General features: G+C 65.2%; 12 protein-coding genes. 5 read left to right on the plus strand and 7 right to left on the minus strand.

Going from position 1 to position 14,925, the window contains the following annotated elements; all coding sequences use genetic code 11:
* Nucleotides 1-299: 299 nt before the first annotated feature.
* Together ACVWZ5_RS24370 and rlmKL are read right to left on the minus strand one after the other, a co-directional pair.
* On the minus strand, nt 300-2,696 hold the full coding sequence (locus ACVWZ5_RS24370; RefSeq protein WP_457340913.1) for a sensor domain-containing diguanylate cyclase: 2,397 nt from the start codon (nt 2,694-2,696) through the stop codon (nt 300-302).
* Nucleotides 2,697-2,791: 95 nt separating this feature from the next.
* Nucleotides 2,792-4,990 (minus strand): bifunctional 23S rRNA (guanine(2069)-N(7))-methyltransferase RlmK/23S rRNA (guanine(2445)-N(2))-methyltransferase RlmL, encoded by a 2,199-nt coding sequence (gene rlmKL / locus ACVWZ5_RS24375; protein ID WP_457340914.1) that lies wholly within the window; start codon nt 4,988-4,990, stop codon nt 2,792-2,794.
* A gap of 550 nt (nt 4,991-5,540) precedes the next feature.
* Between rlmKL and rmf the strand changes: the two genes are divergently transcribed.
* The gene (gene rmf / locus ACVWZ5_RS24380; protein WP_003248687.1) at nt 5,541-5,756 is read left to right on the plus strand and encodes a ribosome modulation factor; all 216 of its coding nucleotides are present in this window, start codon (nt 5,541-5,543) and stop codon (nt 5,754-5,756) included.
* A 128-nt stretch (nt 5,757-5,884) separates the two neighbouring features.
* On the opposite strand, the gene ACVWZ5_RS24385 is transcribed toward rmf, so the two are convergent.
* Nucleotides 5,885-6,907 (minus strand): quinone-dependent dihydroorotate dehydrogenase, encoded by a 1,023-nt coding sequence (locus ACVWZ5_RS24385; protein WP_280071245.1) that lies wholly within the window; start codon nt 6,905-6,907, stop codon nt 5,885-5,887.
* Nucleotides 6,908-6,973: 66 nt separating this feature from the next.
* Between ACVWZ5_RS24385 and ACVWZ5_RS24390 the strand changes: the two genes are divergently transcribed.
* The 4 genes from ACVWZ5_RS24390 (at nt 6,974) to ACVWZ5_RS24405 (ending at nt 11,863) form a co-directional block, all read left to right on the plus strand.
* On the plus strand, nt 6,974-8,248 hold the full coding sequence (locus ACVWZ5_RS24390) for a CmpA/NrtA family ABC transporter substrate-binding protein (RefSeq protein WP_457340915.1): 1,275 nt from the start codon (nt 6,974-6,976) through the stop codon (nt 8,246-8,248).
* Nucleotides 8,249-8,258: 10 nt separating this feature from the next.
* Entirely contained in the window at nt 8,259-8,834 is a 576-nt protein-coding gene (locus ACVWZ5_RS24395; protein ID WP_062359624.1) for an ANTAR domain-containing response regulator, read from the plus strand.
* A 149-nt stretch (nt 8,835-8,983) separates the two neighbouring features.
* Entirely contained in the window at nt 8,984-10,195 is a 1,212-nt protein-coding gene (locus tag ACVWZ5_RS24400; RefSeq protein ID WP_084943614.1) for a nitrate/nitrite transporter, read from the plus strand.
* Nucleotides 10,196-10,204: 9 nt separating this feature from the next.
* Nucleotides 10,205-11,863 carry a bifunctional protein-serine/threonine kinase/phosphatase gene (locus tag ACVWZ5_RS24405; RefSeq protein WP_084943616.1) on the plus strand — a complete coding sequence of 553 codons (1,659 nt, stop codon included), beginning with the start codon at nt 10,205-10,207 and terminating at the stop codon, nt 11,861-11,863.
* Between the two features lie 72 nt (nt 11,864-11,935).
* On the opposite strand, the gene ACVWZ5_RS24410 is transcribed toward ACVWZ5_RS24405, so the two are convergent.
* From ACVWZ5_RS24410 to ACVWZ5_RS24425, 4 genes are all read right to left on the minus strand, one after another.
* Nucleotides 11,936-12,976 carry an OmpA family protein gene (locus tag ACVWZ5_RS24410; RefSeq protein WP_028692941.1) on the minus strand — a complete coding sequence of 347 codons (1,041 nt, stop codon included), beginning with the start codon at nt 12,974-12,976 and terminating at the stop codon, nt 11,936-11,938.
* A gap of 111 nt (nt 12,977-13,087) precedes the next feature.
* The gene (gene sigX, locus ACVWZ5_RS24415; RefSeq protein WP_036986838.1) at nt 13,088-13,654 is read right to left on the minus strand and encodes an RNA polymerase sigma factor SigX; all 567 of its coding nucleotides are present in this window, start codon (nt 13,652-13,654) and stop codon (nt 13,088-13,090) included.
* Nucleotides 13,655-13,766: 112 nt separating this feature from the next.
* Nucleotides 13,767-14,591: a mechanosensitive ion channel family protein gene (locus ACVWZ5_RS24420; RefSeq protein WP_028692939.1), complete on the minus strand. Its 825-nt coding sequence runs from the start codon at nt 14,589-14,591 to the stop codon at nt 13,767-13,769.
* A 2-nt stretch (nt 14,592-14,593) separates the two neighbouring features.
* The gene (locus ACVWZ5_RS24425) at nt 14,594-14,857 is read right to left on the minus strand and encodes a hypothetical protein (protein WP_028692938.1); all 264 of its coding nucleotides are present in this window, start codon (nt 14,855-14,857) and stop codon (nt 14,594-14,596) included.
* Between the last annotated feature and the right edge of the window lie 68 nt (nt 14,858-14,925).

The following is a 14,925-nucleotide window of genomic DNA, read 5'->3' on the forward strand; positions in this document are numbered from 1 at the left end:
GGAGGTGACGGGCATGGATGCCCGTCAAGCGCTGGGGCCCAGGATGGGCCCTGCAGCGCGGTCCTCCCGGGAGCAAGGCCGGAGTGAGGGGACCCCGGAGCGCAGCGCAGGGGCCGGATGAATGGAGCGCCACGGCTTTGGTTACTTTGGCCACGACCAAAGTAACCCGCCGTAAGGGCGGAAAGGTGACTATGCGTCGACATCACAAATGAATGCGCATAAAACCTTCAACACAACCAAACAACCAAACAACCAAACAACCAAACAACCAAACAACCAAACAACAGATCAAGCTTAACTCAAGACAACTCCCCCTCAACCCGATCCCTTCCCCCCTGCTTGGCCACATAAACCCCAGCATCCGCCCGCAACAACAACGCATCCGCCCCCTCCCCAACCCGCCACCCCGCCACACCAAAGCTCGCCGTCACCCGCCCCACCCCCTCCACCGGCACACTCCGCACCCCCTGCCACAACTCCTGCGCCAACATCCGCGCCTGCTCGGCATTGCTCCCCGGACACAACACCATGAACTCCTCCCCCCCCAACCGACAAAACACATCAGTGCGCCGCAGCCGCTGCCCGATCCGCTGGCAAAGGCTGCGCAGCACATGATCCCCCACCGCATGCCCGAACTGATCGTTGATCCGCTTGAAGTGATCGATATCCAGCATGATCACTGCCAGGTCCAACCCATCCCGCTGGGCCCGGTCCAGCTCGTTACGCAACCGCTCCTGGAAATACCGCCGGTTGTAGATCCCGGTCAGCGCATCGGTCACCGACAGCGCCCGCAGCTCCTCCTCCACCCGCTTGAGGTCCGAGATATCGGTCAGGTACCCATGCCAGAGCGTGCTGCCGTGCTCGCCGATCTCCGGCGTTGCCTCCCCCCGCACCCAACGCAACCCCGCCCGTGGCAGGCAAACCCGGTACTCCTCCCGCCACGGCGTCAGGTACTCGGCGGAGTAACGCACCGAGCGCCGCACCCGCTCCAGGTCGTCCGGATGGATACGCTCGAATACCGCCGCGGCGTCCTGGCGCAGAAACGCCAGGTCCACCTCGTAGATGTCGTACAGGCCCTGGCTGGCGTAGGGGAAACAGGAATGTCCATCGGCGTCCAGGCGATACTGGTAGATCCCGCCAGGCACCTCGGCGCTGAGCTTTTCCAGCAGCCGATCACGGGCCGCCAGGGCTTCGTGCACCCGGCGCCGCTCGGTGACATCGATGCAGATTGCCAGGTAACCCACCCACAGCCCCTGCTCGTCCAGCACCGCCGTCACCAGCATATTGGCCAGCAGGTGGCTGCCATCCTTGCGCACCAGTGTCCAGTCCGCCGGCTCCGCGCCGCCCTCCTGCACTGTCTCGGCGAACATCGCCTGGCCCGCGCCGACCTCACGGCCGAAGCGTACGCTCAAGGCATGAGCCCGCTGGTGCAACTCGTCGGGCAAGACCAGATCTTCCAGACGCAACTGACCCAGTGCTTCGCTGGCCGAATAACCCAGCATGCGTTCAGCGCCCGCGTTGAACGTGCCGATCATCCCGCGCAGGCTGGTAGCGATGATCGCCACCTGGGTCGCGGCATCGAGCACACTGCGCAATTGATTGTGGGTCTCGCGCAATGACTGCTCGCTGATGCGCAGCTCGGCAGTGCGCCGAGCCACCAGGCCCAGGGCGCGCTGGCGCTGACTGAACAGGCTGTACAGCAGTAGCGCCAGCAACACACTGAGCAGACCGCCGAGCAACGCCACCACCGGCACCGCCGATGAGCGGTTGGCGGCGAGAAAACCCTGGCTGGGGTGAATATCGAGTTGGTAGTGGTGATCGGCAAGATGCAGCAGGTGACTGCTGGTAAAGCCCATGCGCACTGGCGCCATCCCCGAATCAAAAAGCAACTCGTGCCCACCCTCCGTGGACAGGTCGAGAATGCGCACCACCAGGTTGTCGTCGGCCACCGTCGGCAGGCTCTCGGCGATCAGCTGATGCAGGCTCAGCAAGGCCATGACATAACCTCGGGGAGGCTCGTCCCTGGGCGCCCCATCAGTGAACACCGGGGCGACAATCAATAGGCCGCGAGTATAGTCCGGCTGGACATTGATCATGTCCAGCGGCGCCGACACCGCCATGCTGCCAGGGCTCGCGGCGCGGGCCAGGGTCGCGGCGCGCAGGGGCTGTCCGCCCAGGTCGAAACCATAGGGCTGGGCCTGGCGGCTCGCCGCCTGGGTGTACAGGATCGGATAGTAATGATCGCGCGCAGGCGCTGCCTGCCAAGCACCTTGGTCGTCCAGGTCGCGTATCTGGTAAGGCTGGCCGAGCGAGGCACTCGCGCGCCGCTCGAAGTCCTCGCGCTGCGCCGCCTCTACCCGCGGTGCCCAGGAGTAGGCTTGGGTGCGGTGCAGCAAGGGACGTGCGTAGCCATCGAACTCGAGGGGGGTGATGTCAGTGGAATAGGCGAAGAACCGGCGCAGGCCATCCAGGCGCTGCGCCTGTTCCTCGAAACGCTCGGCGATACGGCTGTAGCGCTCGCCGGCCAGCAGCTCGAAGCGCTGGCGCAGCTGCTGCTGGTAGAAGGTCTGGGTGGCGATCGCCAGGGCCGCCGTGAGCAACGCCCCGGCGACCAGCGCCGCCAGGGCCACGCCCCAGGCCGACAACTCGTCGCCGAGCAGGCCAAGCCGCTTCACAGGTACGCCCGGGTTCGACATAGAGGACTCCAACCAACGTCAGCGTCCTGCGTGTTGTCCCGCCCTGTCCTGATTTATAGCCACTGGCCAGCAGGCGTGCCACGTACCTCGTCGGTTCAGCGCAGACGCAGCTGCCAGGCGCGGTGGATGCGGTTGTTGCGGGCGAAGTCCGGGTCCAGGGTCTGGGCGCTGATCTCTTCCACCACGTACCGCGTCGCCAGGTGCTCGTCGAGCTGGAACTTGCGGAAGTTGTTGGAGAAGTACAGCACTCCGCCCGGGGCCAGGCGCGCCATGGCCAGGTCGAGCAGCTGCACATGGTCGCGCTGCACGTCGAACACCCCTTCCATGCGCTTGGAGTTGGAGAAGGTCGGCGGGTCGATGAAAATCAGGTCGTAGCTGTCCTGGGCATTCTCCAGCCAGGCCATGACATCACCCTGCTCCAGGCGGTTGCGCTCGGAGAAACCGTTGAGCGACAGGTTGCGCCGTGCCCAGTCCAGGTAGGTCTTCGACAGGTCCACGCTGGTGGTGCTGCGCGCGCCGCCCTTGGCCGCATGCACGGTGGCCGTGGCGGTGTAGCAGAACAGGTTGAGGAAGCGCTTGCCCGCCGCCTCGCGCTGGATGCGCATGCGCATCGGGCGGTGATCGAGGAACAGCCCGGTGTCCAGGTAGTCGGTGAGGTTGACCAGCAGCTTGACGCCGCCCTCATTGACCTCCTGGAAGCGTCCTTCGGTGGCCTGGCGCTCATATTGGCGGGTGCCGGTCTGGCGTTCCCGGCGCTTGAGCACCACGCGCTGCGGATCGACACCGAGGGCCTGGGGAATCGCGCTCAGCGCATCGAGCAGACGTGCCTGGGCCTTGTCCGGATCGATCGAACGCGGCGCCGCATACTCCTGCACGTGCACCCAGTCGTGATACAGGTCGACCGCCAGGGCGTACTCGGGCATGTCGGCATCGTATACACGGTAGCAATCGACCTTCTCGCGGCGAGCCCATTTGGCCAGTTGCTTGAAGTTCTTCTGCAGGCGGTTGGCGAACATCTGCGCGCCTTCCGACAGGCGCGCCGGCTCGCTGGCCACCGGGGCCTGGCGACGAGGCTCGCCCTCAGCCGCCTCGGCCTGGACCGAACGACGATCACCGGTGACGAACTGGTCGGGCTGGACCTTGAACAGCAACAGCTTGCACGGCAACGCGCCGTTCCAGAAGGCATATTGCTTGTGGCTGCGGATACCCATGCGCTTGCCCAGTTCCGGCGCACCGGTGAACACCGCCGCCTCCCAGCCCATGCAGGCCTGGCGCAGGCGCTCGCCGAGGTTCTGGTAGAGGTACAGCAGGCTGGCTTCGTCGCCCAGGCGCTCGCCGTACGGCGGGTTGCTGATCACCAGGCCTTTCTGGTTCTGGTCCGGACGCGGCTCGAAGCTGGCCACTTCGCCCTGGTAGATCTTCACCCAGTCGCCGAGACCCGCGCGCTCGACGTTGTTGCGCCCGGGCTGGATCAGCCGTGGGTCGGCCTCATAGCCGCGGATCCACAGCGGTGGCTTGGCCAGGCCGGCCTGGGCACGGGCCTGGGCCTCGTCGTATACCTTGCGCCACAGCGCCGGCACATGGCCGAGCCAGGCGCTGAAACCCCAGCGCTCGCGCTTGAGGTTGGGTGCGATATCGGCGGCGATCATCGCCGCCTCGACCAGGAAGGTACCTACGCCGCACATCGGGTCGGCCAGGGCGCCGCCCTCGGCCGCGATGCGTGGCCAGCCGGCGCGGATCAGCACCGCCGCCGCCAGGTTTTCCTTCAGGGGCGCAGCACCCTGCTGCAGGCGATAGCCACGCTGGTGCAGGCTGTGGCCGGACAGGTCGAGGGACAGAATCGCCTCGCCACGGTCCAGGCGCAGGTGTACGCGCACATCCGGGTCGACCTTCTCCACCGACGGGCGCAGGCCTTCGCGGTTGCGCAGCTTGTCGACGATCGCATCCTTGACCTTGAGGGCGCCGAAGTGGGTGTTGTCGATGCCCGAGCCATGGCCGCTGAACTCCACCGCCAGGGTACCGTCGGCCGCCAGGTGGTCGGCCCAGTCGACAGCATGCACGCCGTCGTACAGGTCGTCGGCGTTTTTCATCGAGAAGCGTTTGAGCACCAGCAACACGCGGTTGGCCAGGCGTGACCAGAGGCACAGGCGGTAGGCGGTTTCCATGTCGGCGTCGCCGCGAATGGCCGAGGTGTGCTCACGCACCTCGTTCAGCCCCAGTTGGCGGGCCTCCTCGGCGAGCAGGCCTTCAAGACCCTTGGGGCAGGTAAGGTAAAGTTCGAAACGGTCCGACATGTGCAATCCAGAGCCTTTGGCTAGGTAGATGGCAAGCCGACGCATCGGCTGCCGCTGTTTGCCCGCACGCCTTTCCAGCAGGCGTCCGGGTGGCCCGGCGAAACGCTCGCCAGGCCTGGCCGCCCGGTCGATCACTCCTTCGCCGGATGGCGCAAAAAGCTTAGATCGTCGGGCAGTATGAAAATTGCGTGGACGCAGGGTGCAGATGTGACCCTTCGTCGCATTACCAAATACTTCTGTCATCAACCAGCAACGCTGGCCAATTGACGTCAAGGTTGACCAAACCCTGATCATAGCGGGCTCAACGGCAAACAAGGTTGAGTCGCATTTATTTACTTATCCCGTCACCCTAGGAAAGGTTACGTCCTTATGACAAATCGATCATTCACACTGTGACTCGCATTCGTTAGAACTGATCTCAGGCCGCACCGCAACGGGGCGGCACTTCCAGCCCGCGACGCCGGCAGCGGGCGCACACCGGCAGAACGATTCTGCCCGGCCTCGGAGAGGCCGACGGGACATTACAGTCAACAAGTGAGGGCAACACCCTATGAGAAGACTTAAGCGTGATCCGTTGGAAAGAGCATATTCACGTGGCTACCAGTATGGGGTCACCGGCAAATCCCGCGAACTTTGCCCCTTCAATCTACCCTCTGTACGCCAAGCCTGGATCAACGGCTGGCGCGAAGGTCGCGGCGACAACTGGGATGGCATGACCGGCACCGCTGGCATTCATAGACTCAACGAAAATCACGCCGTTGGCTGAACGAGGACACTGAATTCGAGTCACCATGCGCGCCCTATCCGGGCGGCGGGCTGCGGCCCAGGGGCCCCTTTGAAGGGGCCCTTTTTTATGCCCTTGTCCTGCATCAATGCGCGAAATGTCCCTCGAAACTACCTTGGCATCGCGGCAATGGCATCCACTGCTTCGCGGATCAGCGCCGGGCCTTTATAGATGAAGCCCGAATAGATCTGCACCAGGCTCGCCCCTGCGGCAATCTTCTCGGCCGCATGGCGCCCCTCGGTGATCCCGCCCGCAGCGATAATCGGCAGCTTGCCGCCCAGCTCACCAGCGAGCACCTTCACCGTGTGGGTACTCTTCTCCAGCACCGGCGCACCCGACAAGCCGCCGGCCTCGCCGCCATACGGCAGGCCTTCGACACCCTCGCGCCCCAGGGTGGTATTGGTGGCGATCACCGCATCCATCCCCGACTCGACCAGCGCCGCAGCCACCAGGGCGGTCTCCTCGTCACTCATGTCCGGCGCGATCTTGATCGCCAGCGGTACGCGCTTGCCGTTCGCCTGCGCCAGCTGCTCGCGGCGCTCGGCCAGGGCATCGAGCAGTTGCTTGAGCGAGTCGCCGAACTGCAACGAACGCAGGCCCGGGGTATTCGGCGAGCTGACGTTGACGGTGATGTAGCTGGCGTCGTTGTAGACCTTCTCCAGGCAGATCAGGTAGTCGTCCTGGGCACGCTCGACCGGGGTGTCGAAGTTCTTGCCGATGTTGATGCCCAGCACACCGGTGTACTTCGCGGCACGTACCCGCGCCAGCAGGTTATCGACGCCCAGGTTGTTGAAGCCCATGCGATTGATGATGGCCGTGGCCTCCGGCAGGCGGAACAGCCGTGGCTTGGGATTGCCCGGCTGCGGACGCGGCGTCACGGTGCCGATCTCGACGAAGCCGAAGCCCAGCTGGGCAAAGCCGTCGATGGCCGCGCCGTTCTTGTCCAGGCCGGCGGCCAGGCCAACCGGGTTGGCGAAGTTCAAGCCCATCACCGTCACCGGCAACGCCGCCGGCTGCTTGCACAGCAGGCCGTTGAGCCCAAGGCGGCCACCGGCGCCGATCAGGTCCAGTGAGAGGTCGTGGGAGGTTTCCGGGGAGAGCTTGAACAGCAGCTGGCGGGCCAGGGTATACATGGGCGGGCGGACTCGCGGTGTGTGAGGGGGCGATTATAGCCAGCGCGCCGCCGGGGCGACAGGGCCATGGCACATGGGTTGCTAAGTCTGTTGCATGCAGCCATCCGCGACCGTCCGAGGATTTTCGTGAACACAGCCCTCCCGACAACGCCCCTGGCCTGGGTCAACGGCAGCGACGCGCCGGAAAAGCCCAGCCTGGACATCGGCTTCATGGCCCTGACCGACTGCGCCTCGGTGGTGGTCGCTGCCACCCAGGGCTTCGCCCAGCAGTTCGGCCTGACCCTCAACCTGCGCCGCCAGGCCTCCTGGGCCGGGCTGCGCGACAGGCTGGTCAGTGGCGAGCTGGATGCCGCCCACTGCCTCTATGGCCTGGTGTACGCAGTACACCTGGGCATCGGCGGCGCACCTGCCAGCCCCTTGGCCGTGCTCATGGGCCTGAACCAGAACGCCCAGGCCATCAACCTATCCCCTGCACTGCAACGCAAGGGCGTGACCAGCCCCGAGGCACTGGAGCGGCTGGTGCACCAGCAGGGTGCGCGATTGACCTTCGCCCAGACCTTTCCCACCGGCACCCATGCCCTGTGGCTGTACTATTGGCTCGCCAGCCAGGGCATCCACCCGCTGCACGACGTCACCAGCGTGGTAGTGCCCCCGGCGCAGATGGCCGCCCACCTGCAGGCCGGGCGCATCGACGGCTTCTGTGTCGGCGAACCCTGGTCGGCGGATGCCCTCGCCAAGGGGCAGGGCTTCACCCTGGCCACCAGCCAGTCGATCTGGCCCGATCATCCGGAAAAGGTCCTGGCCAGTGCCCACGGCTTCGTCGAACAGTACCCCAACAGCGCCCGGGCACTGATCAAGTCGGTACTCGCCGCCGCGCGCTTCATCGAGCAGAGTCAGGAGAACCGCCGTGGTACCGCGCAACTGCTCAGTGGTAGCGCCTACCTGGACACCCCGGTCGGCAGCATCGAGCCGCGCCTGCTCGGCGACTACCAGGACGGCCTGGGCCATCGCTGGCACGACCCTCACGGCCTGCGCCTGTTCGACCAGGGTCGGGCCAACCTGCCGTACCTGTCCGACGGCATGTGGTTCATGACCCAGTTCCGCCGCTGGGGCCTGCTGCGTGACGACCCGGACTACCTGGAGGTCGCCAGCCAGGTGCAGCAGTTGGCGCTGTACCGCGAGGCCGCCACGGCGCTGGGCGTACCCTGCGCCGACCCGCCCATGCGCAGCAGCCTGCTGATAGACGGCAGCCGCTGGGACGGCAGCGACCCCCATGGTTATGCGCGCAGCTTCCACTTGCACGCCCTGGACGCGGCGCCCGACGCCCGCGTCCGTCGCTGAGGACACGGGCATGCTGCGCATCCTGCTGATCGACGACACGGAAAAAAAGGTCGGCCGCCTCAAGGCTGCCCTGATCGAGGCCGGCTTCGAAGTAATCGAGGCCGGCAGCCTGAGCATCGACCTGCCCGCCTGTGTCGAAACAGTGCACCCGGACGTGGTGCTGATCGATACCGAGTCACCAGGCCGTGACGTGATGGAGCAGGTGGTGCTGGTCAGCCGCGACCGCCCGCGCCCTATCGTGCTGTTCACCGACGAGCATGACCCCGGCGTGATGCGCCAGGCGATCCAGGCCGGGGTCAGCGCCTACATCGTCGAGGGCATCCAGGCCACGCGCCTGCAACCGATCCTCGACGTGGCCATGGCCCGCTTCGAAAGCGACCAGGCGCTCAAGGCCCAGTTGCTGGCCCGCGACCAGCAGTTGGCCGAGCGCAAGCGCATCGAGCAGGCCAAGGGCCTGCTGATGAAGATGAAGGACTGCAACGAGGAACACGCCTACACCCTGATGCGCCGCCAGGCCATGAGCCGCCAGCAGAAGCTGATCCAAGTGGCGGAACAGATCATCGCAATGTCGGAGATACTGGGCTGACGCCACCAGACTTGGCCCGGCTCTTGCTGAAATCGCCCCGGTAGCCAACGGCGGTTGCCCCATACCCCCGACAAAGACGTCGCTCGCCCTTCCACGGCCGTGGACCGGGCAGCGACGTCTTTTCGTTTCCGCGCCCAACGAGGTGTTCGATGAATACGAGCTTCTGGAAATCCGGGCATGTGCCCACCCTGTTCGCCGCCTTCCTGTATTTCGACCTGAGCTTCATGGTCTGGTACCTGCTCGGCCCCCTGGCGGTGCAGATCGCCGCCGACCTGCAGCTTAGCGCCCAGCAACGGGGCCTGATGGTGGCCACGCCGATTCTGGCCGGCGCGGTGCTGCGCTTTGCCATGGGACTACTGGTCGATCGCCTGTCGCCCAAGACCGCCGGGCTGATCGGCCAGGTCATCGTGATCGTCGCCCTGGCCTGCGCCTGGCAGCTGGGCGTTCACAGCTACGAGCAGGCGTTGCTGCTGGGCGTGTTCCTCGGCTTTGCCGGGGCCTCGTTCGCCGTATCCCTGCCGCTGGCCTCGCAGTGGTATCCGCCCCAGCACCAGGGCAAGGCCATGGGCATCGCCGGCGCCGGCAACTCCGGCACGGTGTTCGCCGCGCTGCTGGCCCCGGCGCTGGCGGCGGGCTTCGGCTGGAACAATGTGTTCGGCTTCGCCCTGCTGCCCTTGCTGCTGACCCTCGTCCTGTTCGCCCTGCTGGCGCGCAATGCACCGCAACGTCCAAGGCCCAAGGCAATGGCCGACTACCTCAAGGCATTGGGTGATCGCGACAGCTGGTGGTTCATGTTCTTCTACAGTGTGACCTTCGGCGGCTTCATCGGCCTGGCCAGCGCCCTGCCCGGCTACTTCAGCGACCAGTACGGCCTGAGCCCGGTGACCGCCGGCTACTACACTGCCGCCTGCGTGTTCGCCGGCAGCCTGATGCGCCCGCTCGGCGGCGCCCTGGCCGATCGCTTCGGCGGGATCCGTACCCTGCTGGCGATGTACGGCGTGGCCGCCGTGTGCATCGCCGCAGTGGGCTTCAACCTGCCCAGCGCGGCAGCGGCCCTGGCCCTGTTCGTCAGTGCCATGCTCGGATTGGGCGCCGGCAATGGCGCGGTGTTCCAGCTAGTACCACAGCGCTTCCGTCAGGAGATCGGCGTGATGACCGGGCTGATCGGCATGGCTGGCGGCATCGGCGGTTTCCTGCTTGCCGCAGGCCTGGGCACCATCAAGCAGCATACCGGCGACTACCAGCTCGGCCTGTGGCTGTTCGCCAGCCTCGGCCTGCTGGCCTGGGTCGGCCTGCATGGTGTCAAGCAACGCTGGCGCACCACCTGGGGCTCGGCGGCGATCACCGCCGCGCGGGTCTGAGGCCGCGCCATGAGCCTGCAACTGAGCTTCGCCCAGGCCAGCGCCACCGGACCTCGCCCGGAAAACCAGGACGCCCTGCGCCTGGTGACCCCCGCGCCGGAGCTGGCCGCCAGCAAAGGTTACTTGTGCGCGCTGGCCGACGGCGTCAGCCAGTGCGCCGACGGTGGCCTGGCGGCGCGCTCCAGCCTGCAGGCCCTGGCCTTGGACTACTACGCCACGCCCGCCACCTGGGGCGTGACGCAGGCGCTGGAGCGCCTGCTCACGGCGCAGAACCGCTGGTTGCGTGCCCAAGGCAATGGCCAGCCACTGCTGACCACCCTCAGCGCCCTGGTGCTGCGCGGTCGGCGATTCACCCTGGCCCATGTCGGCGATTGCCGGGTGTATCGCTGGCAAGCCGACCAGCTGCACTGCCTGAGCCAAGACCACGTCTGGGACCAGCCCGGCATGCAGCATGTGCTCAAGCGCGCGCTGGGGCTGGACCAGCAACTGCTGGTGGACTACCTGGAAGGCGACCTGCGCGAGGGCGAGTGCTTCGTGCTGCTCAGCGACGGCGTGTGGGCCAGCCTGGGCGATGCGCACATCCGCGCGATCCTGCGCGAACAACCCGACCTGCAGATGGCCGCCGAAACCCTGGTGGCCAGTGCCCACCATTGCGGCAGCCAGGACAACGCCAGCGCCTTGCTGGTGCGAGTGGATCAGCTGGGCGCCAGCAATCTGGGCGACACGCTGGCGCAACTCCAGCACTGGCCGCTGCCAGGCGCGTTGCGTGACGGCCAGTCGATCGATGGCTGGCAAGTCGACGGGCTGCTGGCCCAGAGTCGGCAATCGCTGCTGTACCGGGTCCGCGACCCGCACGGCCAACCCTGGCTGCTCAAGACCCTGCCGCAGTCACGCGACCAGGAGCCCGGGGCCGCCCAGGCGTTGTTGCTGGAAGAGTGGTTCCTGCGCCGTGTCGCCGGCCGTCACTTCCCTGAGGTGCACCCGGCCAGTCAACGCCAGCACCTGTACTACCTAATGCGCGATTACCCCGGCACGCCCCTCAGCGGACAGCCCCCGCTGCCGCTGGCGCAATGGCTGGAGGTCGCCCGCCAGCTGCTGCAGGCCGTCGGCGTGCTGCATCGGCGCAACCTGCTGCACCGCGACATCAAGCCGGAGAACCTGCACTACGGCAGCGATGGCCAGTTGCGCCTGCTGGACTTTGGGCTGGCGTACTGCCCCGGGCTTTGCGAAGACCCGCCCCATGCAGTGCCGGGCACACCCTCGTTCCTCGCCCCGGAAGCCTTCGACGGCCTGCCCCCCGCGCCGCGCCAGGACCTGTATGCCGTGGGCGTGACGCTTTACCACCTGCTCACAGGCCATTACCCCTACGGCGAGGTCGAGGCGTTCCAGCGGCCGCGTTTCGGTACGCCAGTGAACCCGGCGCGTTATCGACCGGATCTACCGGAATGGTTGCAGCGTAACCTGTTGCAGGCGGTGGCGGCAGACCCCGCCCAGCGGTTCGAGACCGCAGAGCAGTGGTTGCTGTTGCTGGAGCGGGGAGATCGCCAGGAGCTGACCGAGCGGCCACGGCCGCTGCTGGAGCGCGAGCCGTTGAAGGTATGGCGAACGATTGGGTTGGTGTCACTGCTGTTGAACATGGTGTTGTTGCTGGTACTGCTCAAGCCCTGAGCGCATTCGCGAGAAATCGCAGGCAAAGAAAAACCCGGCCAAGGCCGGGTTTTTCGTGAAGCGTCAAACCAATTACTTGGCCTGGGCTTCTACCTGAGCTTCTACGCGACGGTTGACGGCGCGACCAGCTTCGGTGGCGTTGTCGGCGACCGGACGGGTCTCACCGTAGCCAACCGAGTCAACACGGCTCGATTCGATGCCGTACTGCTGGGTCAGGACTTGCTTGACAGCGTTGGCACGACGCTCGGACAGCTTCTGGTTGTAAGCGTCTGGGCCGACGGAGTCAGTGTGACCTTCCACGGTGGTGGTGGTCTGTGGGTACTGCTTCATGAAGTCAGCCAGGTTCTTGATGTCGCCGTAGCTGTTTGGCTTGACGACCGACTTGTCGAAGTCGAACTTGACGTCCAGTTCAACGCGAACGACTTCGGCAACAGCCGGGCAGCCATCAGCGTCAACGGTAACGTTGGCTGGGGTGTCAGGGCACTTGTCGACGTTGTCGCAGACGCCATCGTTGTCGCTGTCGGAGCAGACTTCGGCGACCGGAGCCGGCGCAGGAGCGGCTTTCTGGCCACCGCTACCACCGAAGTTCAGACCCAGACCGACGGTCGGGCCCCACTCGGTGTTGCCGTTGTCGATGTTGTACATGGCTTCGACGCCGGCACGGGCGAAGAACATGTCGGTGATGTACCACTTGGCGCCAGCGCCAACGTTGGCGAAGGTGGAGTGGTCACGGCCGTTACGAGTGGCCTGGCCCAGGCTCTCGTGAGCGAAACCAGCGGAAACGTACGGACGCAGGGCGTCACCGACGGTACCGAAGTGGTAGGTGGCGTCCAGCTTGGTCTTGGAGCCTTTGATGTCTTTGTTGAAGACTTCGCCACGCGCGTTGTGGGTCTCGTTGTAGCCCAGGTCCAGGGAGACGTCGTCGGTCAGGAAGTAACCGAGGCGGACACCTGGGTTGGTGCCGTCGTTCTTGAAGTTACGTTCGCTGTCGTAGTACTGCTTGGTGACGTTGCCTTCGATTTCGACAGCGCCTTGGCCTTGAGCCAGAACGCCGAACGAAGTAGCGGCCACGAGCGAGCCAATGGCCAAGCCCAAGGTGTTTTTCAATTTCATCCGTTAAATCCCCATCTGGTGATAGTTAAGCAGTCCCACCAAAATCCGGGGGGACAACTCGACGGCAAGTCTAGCAGAACTTGCCGATTGGTTAGAGGTATTTGCTGACAACTAAGTTTCAGCCAGGCCTGCAAATTTCTCTCTAAGCTTGTCGAGCGCACGCTTGTAGCGCATCTTCGTGGCGCTCAGGCCCATGTGCATGATGTCCGCGATCTCCTGGAATTCCAGCTCTGCGACAAATCGCAGCACCAGGATTTCCCGGTCGATCGGGTTCACATGCACCAGCCATCTGTCCAGCCCGCCTTTTTCCTCCGGCTTCGGTGCCTTGTCCTCGGACGCCTCTTCGACAGGGTCCAGACTCAGGGCATCCATCAGCCGGCGCTTGCGACGCTCCTTGCGGTACTGGGTGATGCATTCGTTGTAGGTGATGCTGTAGAGCCAGGTCTTGAACTTGGACTTGCCCTCGAAGTTCTTCAGCCCGTAGAGCACCTTGAGCATCACCTCCTGACAGACATCGTCGGCATCCCGATCGTTCCCCAGGTAGCGCGCGCAGACGTTGAACAGCGTGCGCTGGTAGCGGCGCATCAGCTCCTCGTAGGCGCGGGTGACGTGAAACAGCTCCTCATGCGATCGCGCCACCAACTCCTCGTCGGTGAGCTCGCGGGGGTCATAGCGCATGGGCGGCGAATGAACTTTATTCAAAACGGATCTGGCCGACAGTCAGGTCAATGTCGCCGCTCGGCCCCTGGGCCGATTTTTGCGGCGGCATACATTAACAGCTTTTGCGCGGTTAGCGGCTATTCACGCGCTGCTCGAGCAGCTCGCGATTAGACAGCGACACCAGTTCGCCCTCATCGGTCAGCAGGGTCGTCTTGACCGTGCCGATCTCCTCGATGTGGCCTTCGACCTCGCCAATACGCACTTGCTGGCCGACCTGGTACAGCTCGCGCACATAGATGCCGGCCAGGATCTGCCCGGCGATTTCCCGGCTGCCCAGGCCCATGGCCAGCGCAATTGCCAGACCAACGGTAATCAAGCCAATGACGATCACGTGGTTCAGCAGGTCGGTCTTGACCTCAAGCTGGCTGATGGCCACCGAAATGCTGATGATGATCACCAGGCCCTGGGCGATGCGCCCGACGCCGGCGGCGTATTCCAGGCCAATGCCCTCGGCGGCGCCGCGCACCAGGCCGTTGACCAGTTGCGCCAGGAGCACGCCGGCCAGCAGCACCAGCGCCGCGCCAAACACCTTGGGCAGGTACAGGGCGAGCATGTCGAGGGTCGCCGAGACCCGCTCGAGCCCCAGGGATTCGGCGGCCGAGACCAGGAAGATCAGCAGCACGAACCAGTAGACGATCTTGCCGATCAGGGTCGAGATCGGCACCTGGATGCCGACCCGGGCGAGCATCTTGGTCAGCCCGGTACCGCTCATCAGGCGATCCAGGCCGAACTTGGCGAGCACCTTGGACAGCAGCGTGTCGAGCAGCTTGGCCACGACGAAGCCGAGCAGCACCACGACCAGCGCGCCGAACAGGTTGGGGATGAAGTTCGCCACCTTGGTCCAAAGGGCAGTCATGGCGGTGACCAGGCTCTGGGTCCAGAGATCGAGTTCCATATTCAATCGGCCTTATCTGCGTTGCTGCCGGCGGCAGGTTTGCGGGTAGAGTTGCGACGGACCGGCGCGACGTGCGCCGAACCATTGTTCACGGCGATCAGCAGCGCCTGGCTCCAGCGGCCAAGCAGGCTGAACAGATCGCCCGCGCCGACCTGTCGGTTGGCGGTCTTGAGCACGCGACCCAGGCAGGCGGCGTCGTCGCGGTCCTGGCCGGACGGCGACGCCTTGAGCAGGTCGCGCAGGGATTCTTCAAACGGATCGTGCATGGGCACCTCGCGCAATGTCAGTCAAAGACGAGGGCTGGTGACGACGGGTCACACCTGCCACTGGGACG

Source organism: Pseudomonas sp. TE6283 (assembly GCF_054060555.1).